At 63.9% G+C, this 16,867-nt stretch carries 15 protein-coding genes; 9 read left to right on the top strand and 6 right to left on the bottom strand.

The features are described from left to right. Positions 1–34: 34 nt before the first annotated feature. From ACFIMZ_RS25660 to ACFIMZ_RS25650, 3 genes are all read right to left on the bottom strand, one after another. Entirely contained in the window at positions 35–1,642 is a 1,608-nt protein-coding gene (locus ACFIMZ_RS25660; protein ID WP_431825084.1) for a flavin monoamine oxidase family protein, read from the bottom strand. Positions 1,643–1,740: 98 nt separating this feature from the next. Next, the gene (locus ACFIMZ_RS25655) at positions 1,741–3,675 is read right to left on the bottom strand and encodes a thiamine pyrophosphate-binding protein (protein WP_431825083.1); all 1,935 of its coding nucleotides are present in this window, start codon (positions 3,673–3,675) and stop codon (positions 1,741–1,743) included. Between the two features lie 87 nt (positions 3,676–3,762). Continuing rightward, positions 3,763–4,728: a heme-binding protein gene (locus ACFIMZ_RS25650; protein WP_431825082.1), complete on the bottom strand. Its 966-nt coding sequence runs from the start codon at positions 4,726–4,728 to the stop codon at positions 3,763–3,765. Positions 4,729–4,878: 150 nt separating this feature from the next. Here ACFIMZ_RS25650 and ACFIMZ_RS25645 point away from each other — a divergent pair, with 150 nt between their 5' ends. Then, entirely contained in the window at positions 4,879–5,043 is a 165-nt protein-coding gene (locus ACFIMZ_RS25645) for a hypothetical protein (RefSeq protein ID WP_431825081.1), read from the top strand. Between the two features lie 547 nt (positions 5,044–5,590). On the opposite strand, the gene ACFIMZ_RS25640 is transcribed toward ACFIMZ_RS25645, so the two are convergent. Further along, the gene (locus ACFIMZ_RS25640; protein ID WP_431825080.1) at positions 5,591–6,280 is read right to left on the bottom strand and encodes an NUDIX hydrolase; all 690 of its coding nucleotides are present in this window, start codon (positions 6,278–6,280) and stop codon (positions 5,591–5,593) included. A gap of 210 nt (positions 6,281–6,490) precedes the next feature. Here ACFIMZ_RS25640 and ACFIMZ_RS25635 point away from each other — a divergent pair, with 210 nt between their 5' ends. After that, a complete protein-coding gene (locus tag ACFIMZ_RS25635; RefSeq protein WP_431825079.1) occupies positions 6,491–6,877 on the top strand; it encodes a RidA family protein in 387 nt (128 codons plus the stop codon). Positions 6,878–7,007: 130 nt separating this feature from the next. Next, the gene (locus tag ACFIMZ_RS25630) at positions 7,008–8,441 is read left to right on the top strand and encodes a GAD-like domain-containing protein (RefSeq protein ID WP_431825078.1); all 1,434 of its coding nucleotides are present in this window, start codon (positions 7,008–7,010) and stop codon (positions 8,439–8,441) included. 260 nt (positions 8,442–8,701) lie between these two features. Here ACFIMZ_RS25630 and ACFIMZ_RS25625 read toward each other — a convergent pair whose 3' ends face one another. After that, the gene (locus ACFIMZ_RS25625) at positions 8,702–9,601 is read right to left on the bottom strand and encodes a DMT family transporter (protein WP_431825077.1); all 900 of its coding nucleotides are present in this window, start codon (positions 9,599–9,601) and stop codon (positions 8,702–8,704) included. A 57-nt stretch (positions 9,602–9,658) separates the two neighbouring features. Here ACFIMZ_RS25625 and ACFIMZ_RS25620 point away from each other — a divergent pair, with 57 nt between their 5' ends. Beyond that, complete coding sequence (locus ACFIMZ_RS25620; RefSeq protein ID WP_431825076.1) at positions 9,659–10,666, top strand: LysR substrate-binding domain-containing protein; 1,008 nt, start codon at positions 9,659–9,661, stop codon at positions 10,664–10,666. A 208-nt stretch (positions 10,667–10,874) separates the two neighbouring features. Further along, positions 10,875–12,734 (top strand): dihydroxy-acid dehydratase, encoded by a 1,860-nt coding sequence (ilvD, locus tag ACFIMZ_RS25615; protein ID WP_431825075.1) that lies wholly within the window; start codon positions 10,875–10,877, stop codon positions 12,732–12,734. Between the two features lie 99 nt (positions 12,735–12,833). Here ilvD and ACFIMZ_RS25610 read toward each other — a convergent pair whose 3' ends face one another. Continuing rightward, entirely contained in the window at positions 12,834–13,247 is a 414-nt protein-coding gene (locus tag ACFIMZ_RS25610) for a hypothetical protein (protein ID WP_431825074.1), read from the bottom strand. A 251-nt stretch (positions 13,248–13,498) separates the two neighbouring features. Here ACFIMZ_RS25610 and ACFIMZ_RS25605 point away from each other — a divergent pair, with 251 nt between their 5' ends. From ACFIMZ_RS25605 to ACFIMZ_RS25590, 4 genes are all read left to right on the top strand, one after another. Next, positions 13,499–14,920 (top strand): 3-deoxy-D-arabino-heptulosonate 7-phosphate synthase, encoded by a 1,422-nt coding sequence (locus ACFIMZ_RS25605; RefSeq protein WP_431825073.1) that lies wholly within the window; start codon positions 13,499–13,501, stop codon positions 14,918–14,920. Then, a complete protein-coding gene (locus tag ACFIMZ_RS25600; protein WP_431825072.1) occupies positions 14,917–15,657 on the top strand; it encodes a hypothetical protein in 741 nt (246 codons plus the stop codon). The genes ACFIMZ_RS25605 and ACFIMZ_RS25600 overlap by 4 nt, the downstream gene beginning before the upstream one ends. Positions 15,658–15,754: 97 nt before the next feature. Then, positions 15,755–16,405 (top strand): cysteine hydrolase, encoded by a 651-nt coding sequence (locus tag ACFIMZ_RS25595; protein WP_431825071.1) that lies wholly within the window; start codon positions 15,755–15,757, stop codon positions 16,403–16,405. Further along, positions 16,393–16,836: a MarR family winged helix-turn-helix transcriptional regulator gene (locus ACFIMZ_RS25590; RefSeq protein ID WP_431825070.1), complete on the top strand. Its 444-nt coding sequence runs from the start codon at positions 16,393–16,395 to the stop codon at positions 16,834–16,836. The genes ACFIMZ_RS25595 and ACFIMZ_RS25590 overlap by 13 nt, the downstream gene beginning before the upstream one ends. The last annotated feature ends 31 nt before the right edge of the window (positions 16,837–16,867 follow it).

Raw genomic sequence — 16,867 nt, 5'->3', positions numbered from 1 at the left:
GGCGAAGCGTGACCGCCCCCGCCGCATCGCCCCCTCACAGCGCCCCAACCCCAAACTTCGCCAGCACGAGATCCGCAGTCTGCAACGCGCCTTCAACCCACCCCTGCGCATCCGAATACGCTTCCCCGCAGATGAACAGCGGCTTGCCGTCGATCGGCTGGACGATCTTCTGCTTCACCTCCCAGCTCTTCACGCCGATATTCCAGCTGTTCCACCCTCCGCCGAACGGGTCGTCGCCCCAGTCCCGGAACGCCGCGTTCCTGACTTCCGGCGTGTGCGACAGCCCGTGGACCGTCGCGAGCTGCCGGGCCACCTCGCCCACCATCCTCCGCGGCGCCTGATACCGGAACCACGGCAATTCGTCGGCCAGGTCGCTGTCCGCGCCGATGAACGGATCCGCCACCTCCGCCACTTCGCGGCTGCCTTGCCGCGCTTGCCGGCGCTGCGGCCGCAAGCCGTCCCAGAACCCGACGTTGGTGCCGTCGTCATAGCTCGCGAGCAGCATCGACGGCCCGCCGGTCGCGGCCGTTCCATCCGACTTCGGCCAGTAGTACACCTGCCGCACCGGCAAATCCGTCACCGACCTGCCCAGCTCCACGGGCACGTACTCCGGCTCGCCGGTCGCCGTCGTCCGCGTATAACCCGACGCGCGCCACCATGGATTCGCGTACGTCGTGAAAAGCTTGAACAGCGGCCGCGGCGTGACGCTCGACGTCAATCCGCTGATTTCCCCGAGCATCGCGCTGCTTTGCGCGAGCAGGTCGATCGACCGCCGCGGCATCGCCAGAATCACCTGGCGGGCGCGGATCCGCTTGCCCTGCGCGTGGAACTCGAACGCGCCGTCGACCCATTCGAGACCGGCTACGGTCGCGCCGAACCGCACGTCCCCGCCGGCTTGCATGAAGAGCCCCGCCACCGACTTCGGCACTTCCTGGAACCCTTTCGTGAAGCCCATGTATGACGCGCCGGTACCGAAGTCGGACAGGAACCATGGAATCGCATCTGCCGCGTTCCAGTTGGTCAGGGTCGTGTTGTAGCCGCCGGCGTCGACGCCGAGCTGGTACGCCTCGCCGTCGATGACGCGCAACAGCACGTTCCAGAAGCCCTGCTTGTAAAGCGGCACGCCGCCGAAGCTGGCCTGCTGGGCCATCTGCCGGCGCTGGTCCTCGGTCAGCCCCTTCGCGGTGACGCCGGGCACGATCTGCTCGATCGCGTTGATGATGATCGCGCCCGCCGTCTCCCCGCGATTGAGGAACGACAACTGGTACGGCACCTTCGCCGGCTCCTGCGTGAAATCCGACAGCCGCAGATGGACGCCGCGCAGATACGCGAGGTTGACCGGCTCGTCGACCGGAAACTTGTAGAGATCGATATGCTGGCTCGGCGGCAGGATCGGGTTGAGCGTGTCGATCAGCTTCTTGATAAGGAGCTGCCGCTCCGGCAGGATGCGCATCCCCCCGAGCTCCGCCACCATGTTGTCGATACCCGGTGGCTTGACCGACAGCAGCCGGCCGCCGATACGATCGCTGCCTTCGAATACGACGATCCTGCGCCGCGAATCGGCCTGCTGAAGACGCCACGCGCTATATACGCCCGACACCCCTGCGCCCACGATTGCAATGTCGATCAGTTCGTCAGCCATGATCTCCTTCCTCCTGTTGTCCGATACGGGTGGATGGTTCTCCGCGCGGAATGCGCTTGCTTCGACGCAAATCCGGCCGCCGTCGGCGGCCGCATCGGTCAGAAGATCACGCGCAGGTTCGGCGTCGGCGTCGCCTCGCCGTTCGCACTGAGCGCGCTCAATGCCTCCTCGTGGAATATGTCGAGCGGCGGCTGCGCGAGGTAGCGCCGCAGCGCCTTGGCGCGGACCGCTTCGACGGTGCGCGGCGGCGGCGGCGGGTCGCCGGCGGTACGCACGTCGAGGATGTATGGCCGGCGTTGCAGCAACACGTGATCGATGCCGCGCTTCACCGCGGCGCGCACGCTCGCCGGGTGCTGCACGACTTCGCCCGAGGCGGCGCCCAGCGCCTTCGCGATCGACACGAAGTCGGGCGCGGGCCGGCCAATGCGCAGATAGTCGGGGTCGTCTTCCTTCGGCTTCCAGCCGTAGTCAGGCGACGAACCGTACGCCTGGATCACTTGCTGCAACCCGATTTGCAGCGTGTGGTATTCGTGATTGTTGGTGACGATGTAGAGCACCCCGAGATCGTGATGGCCGGCGGTCCACCAGGTTTGCGGATAGAACAGCGACGAGCCGTCGCCGACCGCGTTGACGACGAGGGTGGTATCGACGTCCTGCCAGCCGTCCTGCTCGAGCTTGATGCCGAGCGAGGCCGGCATCGACCAGCCGAGCGAGCCGCCGCCGACGCAGTAGTAGCTGATCGGCGCCGCGCTCTCGATGCCGAGCGGCAGCAGGTACTGGAACGGCGCGGGATCGGACACGGCCTCGTGCACGTAGACGAACCGCCTGCCGAGGCCGCGCGCCTGGATTTCGCACCGCAGCGCGTCGGCGACGACCACCGCCCAGATCTCGTCCTGCGTCATCGCCGTCGCAAGGTACTTGTCCCACTCGACGCGCCGCTTGGCGTCGAGCTCGCGCAGCCGGTCGTTGCGCGCGTCCGCGCCGGCGGGACGGTGTTGGCGCACGATGTCGCTGACGAGCGGCAGCGTCGCCTTGATGTCGCCGAACAGCGCCGCCTCGCCATAGAAGTTCTTGCCGATGTCCCAGGTGTTGTTGCTCAGGTAGACCTGCCTGACGCCCGGCGGAATCAGCGGACCGTCCGAATACTTGAAGACGGCGACCTGCGCCTGGTTGCTGAAGCCGACCAGGAACGCGACGTCATGCTCGGCGAAGGTCTGCCGGACGTCCTGCTGCTTGCCCGGCAACTCGCCCTGCCAGTGATAATCGTCGTTCGGGAAATTGGCGAGGCTGCTGAACGTTTGCAGCAGCACCGGCGCGCCGATCAGCTCCGCCAGTTGCTGCAGCTCGCGCCATGCGTCGGCATAGCCGATCGCGTCGCCGCCGACGATGATCGGATTGCGGGCCTGGGCCAGCAGCATCGCCGCATCGCGAATCGCGTCAGCGTCGGCGGTGAAATGCGGCGAGATCCGCGTGATGCCGGGCAGGCGGTCCGCGTCGCCGATGCGCCGCATCGTGAATTCCCACGGAATCGACACGAACACCGGCCCGTTGGGCGGCGACATCGCCTCCTTGAACGCGCGCTGCAGCACGAGCGGCAGCTCTTCGGCCGTGCGCACCTCGTGCGCCCATTTCGTGAATTGCCGCGCGATCTCGACCAGATTGGACGCGAGCACCGGCTCCTGGGTCACCAGCTCGTTCTGCTGCTGGCAGCACAGGATCACGAGCGGCACCTGCGAGCGCGATGCGTTGAACAGGTTGCCGATCGCATGCCCGATGCCGGGCGTCACGTGCACCACCGCGACGCCCGGCTTGTTGGTCATCCGCGCCGCGCCCATCGCGGCGCCGATCGCGATGTTCTCGTGCAGGCACTCGATGTACTCGACCTGGTTCTCCGGGTAGGAAGTCCCGTCGATGATCGGAATCTCGTTGGTGCCCGGCACGCCGAAGATGTAATGGATGCCGATGTCGCGCATCGCGTCGAATACGTAATCGCGCGCCCAACGCGGCTGGACGGCCTGGGTTCCGGTGGTCATGGTTTCTCCTCGAAAGAAAATCCCGCTCCGCGCGGGCGACGAATGCGCTTCAATCCTCGTGCGGCGGCCGGCTGTCGCCTTCGACGCCTAGATCTTCTCGAGCGTGGCCACCGAGACATGCGGCCAGCTCAGCCCGTTGAAGTCGAGGATCACCTTCTGCGTGTACTGAAGCTGGAGCTTCTTCGTGCGGTCGGGCAACTGGACCGTCTCGATCCAGAAGATCGCGTCGGCTCGCGTCGCATCGGCATTCGGCCCGCCCGCGGCGCCCTGCAGGAACGAGATATTGGACGTGCCGCCCCCCGTGATCCGCGCCGACTTCGTCGTGACGTGCAGCGTCGTCGTGGCGATGATGTGCTTGCCTGCGAGCCCGTTTTGCAGGACGACGTTCGGATTGTCGACCCACGCCTGCGTGACGTTCGGAATGTCCTGTTGCGGCGTGCGGAAGGCGGACGGAATGGACAGGTTCATTTCCGGAAAATCGCCTGGCGGCAACGTGTGGCCCGGCTTGCCGATCGGAAACGGCACGATGCTTTCGTGCGCGAACGACGGCGGCCCGTCCAGGTGGAACGCGTTGCCCTGCATCAGGATCGACGTGCCGTGCGGAATGGTCGCGAGGCGGGCGACTGACTGGGGGTTCGCCGGATCCGCCGTCACCGGAATGTGGAGCCAGAGACCGGGCTCGAGATGGATGCCCGGATGGGTGCCCGGAGGCTGCCCGGGGGCGGTGGCGCAGGCATCCGACACTTCCTGCGTATAGGTCAGGCCATACAGATTGATATCGGCCTGGAGCAGGCCGCGATTCGGAATCTCGCCGGGAATCTCCTTGAATTCGATCGTCTCGAGCGTTTCGTTCAACTCCAGGAACCGGTCCTGCTCGCCGGTCGGCTGCCCGCCATATCCCGATCCGCCCGGCCTGATCCGGTGCGGCCGCCAGATCTGGTTGAATCCCGTTCCTTTCCACGTCCCGACCAGATCCCGCAACGGTCCGAGCGGGTCGACGCCACGCTGCTCCGGAATCGTTCCGGATACCGAGGTCAATACAAACTCTGCCATCTCTGTCTCCTCGATTCGCCATTTATTTCGTTAACCTAACCATTTCAATAGCTTGTTCCTTTCGCCCTTGCCACGCCCGACGCTCACGACGGCCCCGCACCACCGGCCGCAGTCGCTGCGAGGCAACCGCGATGCGTGGAGAACACGTGAATGGCGGCAGGCTGCGGCGACGTCCCGATCGATCATCACCGTGACGAGCGCGCGCACGGGTCCGGCACCGCGCCGTGCCCGGCGGCCGCCCCATACACCGCGCTTGCCGTCACGCCCGCATCCGGCCCGCCGCTGACGCGGCTGAACAGGATGCTGAATGGCTAGCTGGAATCGACTGTGTTTGACATGTGTTCCCCGTGACCCGTCCGGATTGGCGCGAGAACCGGAACGATGCGTTCCGCCGCCGACAAAATCATTCTTTTTTACAAGCCGAGCGAATTGTTATTTTTTCATCCTCGATCATTCACATCACCCATGAATAATTCGCTCCGCACATTTATTCTGATTCGTCATTTTTATAAAATTAGACTACGGACCATCCGGTGTCACCCTGATTTTTCATACAGGTCGAGCGCCGAAAACTGGCACATGGCATCATCGTTCGCCGCCTTCCGGACGCTACGCACAAAGATTTTTAAATACGCATTTATTTATGAATTAAAAATGCATTTCCCGCCTACAACGGTCATTGCCTTGCCGTGCCACCGATGATCGAAATGAATCGGTTCGCACCAGGCAGCCAGAATCGGCTTTCCTCTGGTCGCCCCTTCCGGTGGGGCACCGTCAACGCGCTGCAGCAATTCAATGCGCTTGCCAGATGGATCGTTCGTGAAGGCCCTTTCGAATCCGTTGACAGGTCCGATGCGTGAATCTAGCCGTGACGCAAACTCTCGCTGCGCGTAGAGTCGAGAGCCAATCCTGCCAGCGACTTCAATATGACCGCGGTGACGCCCCAGATGTCATGTCTTTGATCGGCCCAGTACCAGGAGCCGGTGCGCTCTCCGTCAACGTACTGCCGTGGTAGATCCGGATTCAGCAGCGTGGTAAACGGAAACTCGAATATCTCGTCGACCTCAGCAGGTGCCGCCTCCCAGTCGGCCGTACCCGACACGATGCCGACAACAGGGAAAATGGCATGATTGCGCTTTCTTGTTTTGTGAAGCGGCAAGCACCCGACAAGTTGGACCGCGTCGGGCTCGAGGTGGATTTCTTCGAAAGCTTCGCGCAGTGCAGTCGCGCCAACATTGTTGTCGGAGTCCGCCGGACGTCCACCAGGGAAACTGACATGCGACGAATATTCACTTAGCCCCGACGAGCGCTTTGTAAGCAAGATCGTCGGCTCGCTCCGCGCCACTATCGCCACCAAAACAGCAGAGAATTTCCACTGTCCATTGTTGTCCGCAAGGTATTGCTTCGCCGTGGACCAATCCGTTGAGGCAGGGATCTGGAGAACTTCCACGCCGCGCACCATCGATTCCAGGGTGACTTGCCATGACCCGGTATCCGGGAGCATCTTCGCGAGTCCGTCATTCGTATCCGAGACACTTCTGTCGGTTTCCATGTCTTCTTCCGTATGCGATCCGTTAACGACGCCTCGGATAGACCGTCAGTGAGATATATTTCCGAGGCCGGTCTTGCTGCGGAACAGGTGCACATCATATGCACATGCACGCGGTCTGAGTAAATTGGACAGGCCCTTCACGCATTTCCCCATGACGACCTGCGAGCCTCCCGCTGGGCAGGATTGAATACTGAATTCGAGATAATCGCGATGACCATTCAATTTCATAACCCGGCCGGCATCGCCGCGCCGTTCTCGCGTTACAGTCACGGCGCGTCGGCCTCGACCGCGGCGCGCTGGCTACACATTTCCGGCCAGGTCGGTGCCACGCCTGACGGCATCGTTCCGGAGAATCCGGAACAGCAGATGGAGCTGGCCTGGGACAATCTGTTCGCGGTGCTGGCCGATGCCGGCATGGTCACGACAGACCTGGTCAAGGTCGACGGCTTCGTTACCCACCCGGATCTGGTGCCACTCTATCGTACGGTGCGCGAACGGCGGCTGGCCGGCCATGCCCCCGCCTCGACCCTGGTGATCGTTGCCGGCCTGGTAGTACCGGCTCTTCAGGTCGAGATCCAGGCTATCGCGGCCAAGTAGCCCGGAGGATGGAACGGTGTGCCGCCCAAGAGCGACGCGACTCAGAGATGCTCGCGTGCAGATTCTGAGCCGGGCGATCGCGATCCGCGGGTGGTACGTTGCCCTGCTGCCGTGATCGACAAACAAGACGATGCCTATCAACATGGTTATTTTTCGCCGCCTCGCCCTTCACCGCTTCGTCAAGATGCATCCCCCCGCACGGCAGGTTTCTCCGGCTCCCGACGAGCTTGTCACCGCCTATGAAGGCATTCTCCCGGCAAGCCTGCTCGAACTGTGGCGCCGAAAGGGCCTCGGGTTCTATGGCGATCTGCAACTCGCCCTGATCGACCCCCGAGCGTGGCAATCCGTGCTCGATCGATGGATCGTTTCGCCACCTGACGCCGTGCGACGCATCCCCATCGCCCTGACACCTTTCGGCGTGCTCTTGTATTACCGCAAACTGACATCCACTGACGAGGATGTGGTCTACATCGATCCCGTATCGAAACGGACGGGTGACCTGGCCTGGCGCCTCGACGACTTCTTCAACAAGATCGTTTGTGAGCAAGATCTGCTTGAAACGATCATTTCGCCACCACTGGCGCAGTCCGCACGGCTGGAATGCGGAGCGCTCGCGCCTGGCGAAGTCTACGAAGTCGATCCTATGCTGCTTCCCATGCAGATGCTGCGGATCACAAAGGTCAATGCGCTCGACATGCATCGACGCCTTCGCGATGCAGTCGATCCGCATGAGCCGAAAGCTGACAAGCCGACAACGGTGGCCGACGCGCTACCGGTCGAATATCGCTCCATGTTCGAGAACATCGAAACAGGCCCGGGACTCGTCGGCCTGTATTTGTCCTCCTACCTCGACGACCACAGGCTGCTGGCGCTTCAACCGGACGGTCAGTACTACCTGCTGTTCTGGCAAATCCATCACAAGACGTTCGAGCGTATCGAGGTGCGTGCTTACAGCGGTTCCTACGAGGTCTCGCGTAACCCGGATGGCGATGAGACGGTTGAACTCGAGATCGTGCTGCGAAGCGATTCACCAGGCAGCGACTCGAATGACGTCCAGTTGGTCGCCATGCATACAGATGGGGCAACGCTCCTGCTACGCACGAACGAGTTGAAGGGCATGGCTACCGCGATCGGCGCCTGGGACCAGATGGGACGGAGCGAGGACTATTTCCGCCGGGTGACGCTGGACGATGCTGTTCTGGAGGAGCCAAGCGACGGCCGCATGGCGCCGCCATTCGCGGATTTGCCGCTGGCCCTTCAGGCACTGGTGCATATCGAACCGCTGCTGCCCACGATCACCCATGTCGCTGCACCGAACCCCGATGACGAGGACGACGGTGAAGGCACGGTCATGTGCACGCTCAGTCTCGGCGAAGATGACGGATTGCGTATGAACATGCCACTCTTTTCACCCAAGGAGACCGGACGTCAGCTCGAAGGGTGGATCTGGGAGATGGCGCCTGATGCGTGCAAGGCCGGCATCGTATATCGGCGGGGAGAAAATGGGGTCATCGATCATGGTCCCGTTGTCGGTGACGTGATGACGACCCGAGCTCAGGGGTAAGCAATGAACGACGCCCCTCGGAGTAAAGTTTCAGAGCGCGTGAGATGTGGTCGCGACGCGGGTCAGCCGAGGTCGGCCGGTATTTTCCATGGAAGCCGCGCGCCGTAGTCGACGACGGTCTTCGCCAGCGGCAGGCGAACGGCGACGCCGGCATCGTAAGATCAAGCCGCCGTCCGTCTTCCAGTGCCACGCAAGTGTGCTCGCGCCGATACGTTGGCGATCGGCGCGAGTCGACATGCATCGCGGGTTTCGAATCGACCTTACGTGCGCCCACGCAATGCGACGACCACTACACCGGCAATCGCCATCAGGCCACCGCACAACGTCGCGATGCCCGGACGCTCACCGGTAAGCGCCGCCGACAACAAGGTCGCCACCGCGGGCGACAGATACAGAAAATTCGCCGCGCGCGCCGCGCCGAAGTAACCGAGCGCGAAGGTCCACGTCGCGTAACCGAGGGCCGCGGGAAACACGCCGAGCACCACCACCGCCGGCAACGTCGAGCTCGGCGCGCTGCCGAGCTGTCCCAGCGCGCCAGGCAGCCATGGGCTGAGCCATAGCGCGCCCGCCAGCAGCGTATACGCGGTACATGTCAGCGCGCCGTACAACGGAATCAGCCGCCGCTGCAACACGAAGAAGCTCGCCGAACACCACGCTGCGCCGAGAATCAGCGTGCTGCCCGCGCCAAGCGTCAAGCCGCCCGGCTGACCCTGCGCAATCACGGCAATGCCGGCAAGACTGATCAGCGAACCGAGCCATCCCCAGCGGCTGAAGCGCTCGCCGAGAAACACGGAGGCCAGCAGCGCCGTAAAAGTCGGCATGGTATTGACGATGAAACTGGCCGCGCCCGGCGCCACGGTTTGCTCGCCGGTGTTGAGCAGCGCGTTATACAGCGCAATGCCCAGAAAACCGCACAGCAGGAAACGCAGCGCATCGCGCCATGCCGGCACGCGTGGACGGCGCCAGGCGAGCCAGACGATCACCAGCACGGCAGCGGTGGCAAAACGTGCCGCTGCGAGCTGTATCGGCGGCAAGCCCTGCAGACCGATCCGGATGAACGGGAAAGCGGATGCCCACGACAGGATCGTGAAGGCAATCGCGCCTGCGGCGACGAGCGGCAGCCGTGCGTCGCGTGATGGGGCCGATGACAGTGTGTTCATGCAGCGATGGTGCCGTGTCGCGAGATGCTAAGCTAGCGCACAGATAAACGTCGTGATGTGAAAATGACTCACACCTCCGCTCGCCGGCCGACACGCGGGCCGCGCGAACCCGCAGCGGTCCGGTCTTCTTCCGCGTCCGCCTCGCCCACCGCTTCCTTGCCTGCGCCCGGCGCGCGGCCGCCGCTCGCCAGTCTCGAGACGATTTGCACGGTCGCGCGCGAAGGCTCCTTTCTGGCGGCCGCCGAGGTCGCCGGACTCACGCATGGCGCGATCAGCCGGCGCGTCGCGGCTGTAGAGAACTGGCTCGGCATGACATTGTTCGAACGCCATGCGCGAGGCGTGCGGCTGACGCCCGACGGGCAACGCTTCGTCGGCCGGATCGAGCAGGCGTTCGCCATCATCGACAGCGCCGCGGATCAATGGCGCTCGCCACGCAGCCCGCAACTGGTCAAGCTGAGCGTGGTGCCCGGATTCGCCAAGCTGTGGTTCTTCGAGCACCAGGCCGCGTTCGAGAGCGAAGCGCCGCCCCTGCGCATCGAGCTGGATATCGGGCATCGCAACGCGGATATCGCCCGCGGCGACGCGGATCTGGGGATTCGCTACGGGCGCGGCAACTGGCGCGAACTCGAGGTCAAGCCGTTCATGTCGGAGACGCTGTATCCCGTCGCGAATCGCGCGCTCGCCGCGCAATTGACGAAGCAGCGCCATCGACGCGGCGACGCCGCGCTGCTCGACGTGCCGCTGCTGCACGACGGCGATGCGACCGGCTGGCGCGCGTGGTTCGATGCGCTGGACATTCCGCTCAAGCCGCGCGCCCAGGATCGCCGTTTCGAGGACTACACGGTGGTGCTGGCCGCCGCGGAGGCCGGGCTCGGCGTGGCGCTGGCGCGCACGCCGCTCGCCGCTGCCTATCTCGAGCGCAGCGGCCTCGTCCGCGTAAGCCGCCACGAGGTCGTTTCGCCGCTCAGCTATTACTTCGTCCATGCGAAGGGGGAGAGCCGACCGCAAGTGCTGGCGTTGATCGAGCGGATGCAAAGGGTTCTGGCGGCGGCGCCGGCGAAGTAGCTGGCGCCGCACGGGCTGGCCGCACTTGCTCGTGCGGCCGGTCGAAAGTCACCGGCATGCCTCGCGCCGCCCCCAATCCACCGGCTATGGGATAATCCCCCGGTTTGCCCACAGCGCAGCTCAAGAGGTTGTTCGCACGGGCGCGAGTGGCCCTTACCCGCAAGGCCCGCTTCCTTTCTGCGATCGATTTTTCTCTACAGCAACCACAATGCCCGCATACCGTTCCAAAACCTCCACCGCCGGCCGCAACATGGCGGGCGCGCGTTCCCTGTGGCGCGCCACCGGCATGAAAGACGACGACTTCTCGAAGCCGATCATCGCGGTGGTCAATTCGTTCACCCAGTTCGTGCCCGGACACGTGCACCTGAAGGACCTCGGCCAGCTCGTCGCGCGCGAGATCGAGGCCGCGGGCGGCGTCGCCAAGGAATTCAACACCATCGCCGTCGACGACGGCATCGCGATGGGCCACGACGGCATGCTGTACTCGCTGCCCAGCCGCGACATCATCGCGGACTCGGTCGAATACATGGTCAACGCGCACTGCGCCGACGCGATGGTGTGCATCTCCAACTGCGACAAGATCACCCCCGGCATGCTGATGGCCGCGATGCGCCTCAACATCCCGGTGATCTTCGTGTCCGGCGGCCCGATGGAAGCCGGCAAGACGCGCCTCGCCAATCCCGTCACCAAGACCGTCGAGCTCAAGAAGCTCGACCTGGTCGACGCGATGGTGATCGCGGCCGACCAGGCCTATTCCGACGCCGACGTCGCCGAGGTCGAACGCTCCGCCTGCCCCACCTGCGGCTCGTGCTCGGGCATGTTCACGGCCAACTCGATGAACTGCCTGACCGAGGCGCTCGGCCTGTCGCTGCCGGGCAACGGCACGGTCGTGGCCACGCACGCGGACCGCGAGCAGCTCTTCAAGCGCGCCGGCCGCCGCATCGTCGAGCTGACCCGCGAGTACTACGAACAGGAAAACGAACGGATACTGCCGCGCTCGGTGGGCTTCAAGGCGTTCGAGAACGCGATGACGCTCGACATCGCGATGGGCGGCTCGACCAACACGATCCTGCACCTGCTGGCGATCGCGCGCGAAGCCGGCATCGAGTTCACGATGACCGACATCGACCGCCTGTCGCGCATCGTGCCGCAGCTGTGCAAGGTCGCGCCCAACACCAACAAGTACCACATCGAGGACGTGCACCGCGCGGGCGGCATCATGGCGATCCTCGGCGAGCTCGAGCGCGCCGGCAAGCTGCACACCGACGTGCCCACGGTGCACGCCGCGTCGCTCAAGGACGCGCTGGATCAGTGGGACATCACCCGCACGCAGGACGAAGCCGTCAAGACCTTCTACCTGGCCGGCCCGGCCGGCATTCCGACGCAGGTCGCGTTCAGCCAGGACACGCGCTGGCCGAGCCTGGACCTGGACCGTGCCGAAGGCTGCATCCGCTCGTACGAGCACGCGTTCTCGAAGGAAGGCGGCCTGGCGGTGCTGACGGGCAACATCGCGCTCGACGGCTGCGTGGTGAAGACCGCCGGCGTCGACGAGAGCATTCTCGTGTTCGAGGGCACGGCCCACGTCACCGAGTCGCAGGACGAGGCGGTCGAGAACATCCTCAACGACAAGGTCAAGGCCGGCGACGTGGTGATCGTGCGCTACGAAGGCCCGAAGGGCGGCCCCGGCATGCAGGAAATGCTCTACCCGACGAGCTACATCAAGTCCAAGGGCCTCGGCAAAGCCTGCGCGCTGCTGACGGACGGCCGTTTCTCGGGCGGCACGTCGGGCCTGTCGATCGGCCACTGCTCGCCCGAAGCGGCGGCCGGCGGCGCGATCGGCCTCGTGCGCGACGGCGACCGGATCCGCATCGACATTCCGAACCGCACGATCGACGTGCTGCTGTCCGACGAGGAACTGGCGCGTCGGCGCGAGGAACAGAACGCCAACGGGTGGAAGCCGGCCAAGCCGCGTCCGCGCAAGGTGTCCGCGGCGCTCAAGGCCTACGCGAAGCTGGTGATGTCGGCCGACAAGGGCGCAGTGCGCGATCTGTCGTTGCTGGACGATTGAGCCTGGGGCGGGCTTTGGGCCCGCCCGTCTCTTCGCCAAGCCGCTCTCCGGAGCGGCTTTTTTGTTTATGCGGCGGCGGAATCAGTGCGCGAAAAGTCGTCACGTCAGGAGCGCCTGCTGCCGCAATCGGCAGCAGTAGACAGTGACGCCGGTCAGCACCGCAAGACTGAGATAAGGCGCGAAGATCATTGGCTGCGCGATTATTCTGGCTACGCCGATCACGAGATACAAAACGAACAAGTGAACCGCGATCTTCTTCATCCGAAACAAGGAGACGCCTGCAAGAAACAGGATGGCTGGATAGAGGAATTTCCCCGCAAACTCAACCACGGACTCCTGGCCCGTCCGGACAAGGTCGAGGACCGCGCTCCAGTTTTGGCACGTGAACGCGACTATTCCGATGTACTGGAGCACGCATGCGGCCGCAATGATAAACACCGGAACGGGTCGCTTGCCCGGCGCTTCGGTAACGGGTGGCGTCACGGGCAATGGATTGTCGTTTTGTTGTTTCACGGCGCTTGATTCCGCTTATTTTGTCTCGACGTGTTAACGTCGTGCTTTGTTTTTTCTTGAGAACATGGTCTGACGACGATCGTGCCGATCGTCCGGCCAGTTTTTCCGTTCGGCTTCGCGCAATAGCCGTTGCCGGGAGATCTGCACGTCCGGGCCTGCGTGATAACGTTGCACCTCGCACCGATCACGAAGCACTCGGCGCAGCCTCGCATGGCTCGAGTGCGCGAAACGCTTTCACACCAATACGCTCCATGCCGCCGACACCGTTGCCTGCATTGCTCGACGAAGTACTGCGCACCGTCGATCGCCGTTACCGGCTGCCGCCGCTCGTTCCCGCATCGTCGCTGTCCGACGCCGCGAGTCCGGCCACCACAATTGCGATCGTGATCGAAGAGGCCCGCAAGACGCTGGTCGGCGGCCAGTCTCCCGGCGCGGCGCTGAAACGCCGCTTTATCGACGCACTCGCACGCATGATCCGCGACGCGATGGACCCTCAATCGGGAGATCCCGCGTTTCAGGCCGTGGTGCTTCGGCACAATGCGGCGAGCGTGCGCGAATACGCATCGTTGTCCGCGCGCGCCGGTCAGGATCGACGAATGCTGCACTCAGCCGTCAACGCGATCGCACATCCGGCCAAACGCGAACGTCACGCGCAAGCGTGGCGACGCGAGGCGCTCGCCCGGTTGCATGCTGCGGCGGACTCCGCCTCGTGGGCCGAGCTTCACGCCACGTTGCAGCGCCTGCTCGTGCTGCCGGAAATGGCGACCGACGCCGCCTTTGAGTGCGACATCGCCAAATTGGCAGACAGCCCCGCGCTCGAACGCTTGCGGCGTCTCGACGTACTGGCATCGGATGAGCGCGTACGTCAGTACCAGGCGCTCTGGGAACGCCACGGTCCGCACTCGGGCAGCTCGCTCGCCGCAGCACAGGGCATCAGTTCGCATCGACGGGGCGCGGCCGTCGAAGCATCGGCCGCGCGGGCACTCGAAGCACTGGCCGGGCGGCTCAATGCGGCGGATGAGCAGCGCATGTACCGCGTGGTCACCTCCATGCGTGTGCCGTCGTCGATACCCGGCCGGCACGACCGTGCGAAAACCGAATGGGACGCGGTCCTGCTCGAACGCATGCGGGACGATGAGCCCGCGCCCGCCTGGAATGTTCGCTTCCTCGTGGAAGCGAAGGCCTCCGCGGATGCCGCAACCACCGATTTGCCGAGGTTGCTGCGTGGCTTGAGCCTGCTCGCCCAAGGCGACAGGAACACGATTTATTCGTTCGAGACGCGCCAAGGTGCGGTGCGCCTGCAAGGCGCGTCGCTCTGCGCGCTGACGACCGACGACGCGACCTTGCAACGAGAAGTGCTCTACTGCTGCGATGCGCCCGCGGACGCGACACCCCGTCTGTTGAGCGCTGCGAGCCGGATGCAGTTGCTCTCCGCGCAGGCCAGCGTCGACTTTGCGAGTGCGCTGGTGCAACCGGCGGATGCCGACCCGCACGGCCTCGGCGTGATATGGGATGCGATTCTCGAACAATCGCAATGGCGCGCCGTGCTGCATCAGTACCCTATGCTGCGGCAAGTCCGCGAATTGATGGTTCGGGCCGACGACCTGCTGGCCGCCATCGACGGTGCGACGGGATTTGCCGAAGTGGTCATCCGACAGGACGTTAAACCTTGAAAACCTCCTTCCGCCGCTGGATCACACGCGTGGTCATCGGCACCATCCTGTCTGGGGTGATCGTCTCCGGACTCGTCGCTTGGGGCTATCCTGCCATCACCGCCACAATATGTGCCGCATGCTACGGAATGGAGCACGCAGCGCCAGGACTGATTGTTGATCGGGACATGCCCCCGCAGATGCGCGATGCGCTATCAACACATGCGAAGGAAGCGGAATCGCTGGTTCGACAGTTCTACGGTACGTTCGATCTCGCGCCGATCATCGTTGCCTGCTCTACGGTTGAATGCGACAGACGCATGGGAGGACGTGGCGCCCTTGCCTCAACGACCACCACACCTTTTGCGATCATCACGCGGGTTTCGCCTCGCGGCCAAACTCCCACTATTCTGGCGCACGAGTTCTCGCTCGTGGAACTACATCGGCGAATTGGCTGGTGGAGGTTGGCCAATGGCGCCGTGCCCGTTTGGTTCGACGAGGGCGTCGCGGTCATTGTCTCTGACGATGACCGATACCTGAATCCAGGAACGACGGCGGCCGAGCGTTGCGTCAGGGAAAGTGCGGGTTCGCTCCCGTCGAGTCCTGCCGAGTGGGGGCCTCGTGCCGGCAAAGACCGGATGATCTACGCTGACGCCGCTTGTCGCGTTCTGCGATGGATGGACGTCCACGGTGGCCGGGACGGCTTGCTGCGGACAATCGATGCCGCCGCCCGGGACGAGACCTTCAACCCTCAGTGACCGTCGGCACACGCGTCATGCCGTCCGCCGATATGACTTGCATTAATCTGTCGGCATCCATATAGTTACCATGGTAACCACTTGAGGGAGGCGTATCGTGGCAAATCCGGTTTCCATCGACAAACAGCGGACAGCACTGGTCTTTATCGAATTCCAGAATGAATGGCTTGGCGAGGATGGCGTCCTCTTTCAGCATCTGGTCCAGGACAAGGCGCCGTTCCGGAAGGCCGTCTCGAACGCGGCGCAAATCCTGACGACCGCGCGCGACGAAGGCTGGACCATTGCACATGCCGGGCTGGATCTTCGGAATGACCCGCACTATCGTCTGTTCGCCGGCGGCAGCAACGTACTCGGGCTGCGCGCGGCGATTCCTCGCGCCGGCACCTGGGTCGGGCAAGGCGCCGCGTTTTCGCCGCCCTTCGTGCCCCGGCAAGACGAATTCGTCACGCAGGGCCGATCCGGCGCCAGCGTGCTGAAGCATTCGACGCTGGATCCGTTCCTGCGAAACAATCGCATCGACACCATCGTCCTGATGGGTTTCGCGACGCATGTCTGCGTGGAGTCGACACTTCGGGAGGCCCACGACCTGGGCCTGGACTGCTGGATCGCGACAGATGCGTGTGCCGCGTTCACCGAAGCGCAGCACGATCATGTCGTGGCGCACGTGCTCCATCATTTCGGCGCCGGAATCGACACCGCGACGCTGACGCGCCATCTGAAAGGAGAAATTCCCGCGTGTTCTTCCTGAAGGAATTGCCCAGCCTGAAAGTGCTGGAAACCTACCGCGAGCGGTTTCCAGCCATGAACGTGGACAAGGTCCACGCCGCGCTGCACATGCTGCGCCGCGCGAGCCAGCTGATGCGGGAACTCGACAATTACTTCGCGGAGCACGAACTCTCGACCCTGCGATATCTGATTCTCGTCGTTCTCGATCGCGAAGATCGTCCGGATGGCTTGAAAGCGAGCGAACTGGCCGATCGCATCGACGTATCGCGCCCGGTCATGACGCGCACGATTCAGGGCATGGTGGACGACGGGATGCTTGCCTGCCAGTCATGCGACGAAGACGCTCGCGCGAAACTCGTCAGCCTGACCCGCTCGGGTCGAAACAAGCTGGACCGCGTGTTGCCGGGATACTATCAACTGATCGACCGGTTCATGTCGAGTGACGACGAATAGCCGGCAGAAATGCACGTTCCTCCGGGGAACC

The organism is Burkholderia sp. F1, assembly GCF_050813845.1.
GTDB lineage: Bacteria > Pseudomonadota > Gammaproteobacteria > Burkholderiales > Burkholderiaceae > Burkholderia > Burkholderia ubonensis.
Note: the sequence above shows the minus strand (reverse complement) of the source record. Positions and strands in the feature narration are given on the sequence as shown.

Excerpts from the sequence above, each read along its gene's own strand:
- ACFIMZ_RS25625 (WP_431825077.1), bottom strand. The coding sequence starts at position 9,601 with ATGAACACACTGTCATCGGCCCCATCACGCGACGCACGGCTGCCGCTC.
- ACFIMZ_RS25635 (WP_431825079.1), top strand. The coding sequence starts at position 6,491 with ATGACCATTCAATTTCATAACCCGGCCGGCATCGCCGCGCCGTTCTCG.
- ilvD (WP_431825075.1), top strand. The coding sequence starts at position 10,875 with ATGCCCGCATACCGTTCCAAAACCTCCACCGCCGGCCGCAACATGGCG.
- ACFIMZ_RS25630 (WP_431825078.1), top strand. The coding sequence starts at position 7,008 with ATGCCTATCAACATGGTTATTTTTCGCCGCCTCGCCCTTCACCGCTTC.
- ACFIMZ_RS25605 (WP_431825073.1), top strand. The coding sequence starts at position 13,499 with ATGCCGCCGACACCGTTGCCTGCATTGCTCGACGAAGTACTGCGCACC.
- ACFIMZ_RS25650 (WP_431825082.1), bottom strand. The coding sequence starts at position 4,728 with ATGGCAGAGTTTGTATTGACCTCGGTATCCGGAACGATTCCGGAGCAG.
- ACFIMZ_RS25640 (WP_431825080.1), bottom strand. The coding sequence starts at position 6,280 with ATGGAAACCGACAGAAGTGTCTCGGATACGAATGACGGACTCGCGAAG.
- ACFIMZ_RS25655 (WP_431825083.1), bottom strand. The coding sequence starts at position 3,675 with ATGACCACCGGAACCCAGGCCGTCCAGCCGCGTTGGGCGCGCGATTAC.
- ACFIMZ_RS25660 (WP_431825084.1), bottom strand. The coding sequence starts at position 1,642 with ATGGCTGACGAACTGATCGACATTGCAATCGTGGGCGCAGGGGTGTCG.
- ACFIMZ_RS25645 (WP_431825081.1), top strand. The coding sequence starts at position 4,879 with ATGGCGGCAGGCTGCGGCGACGTCCCGATCGATCATCACCGTGACGAG.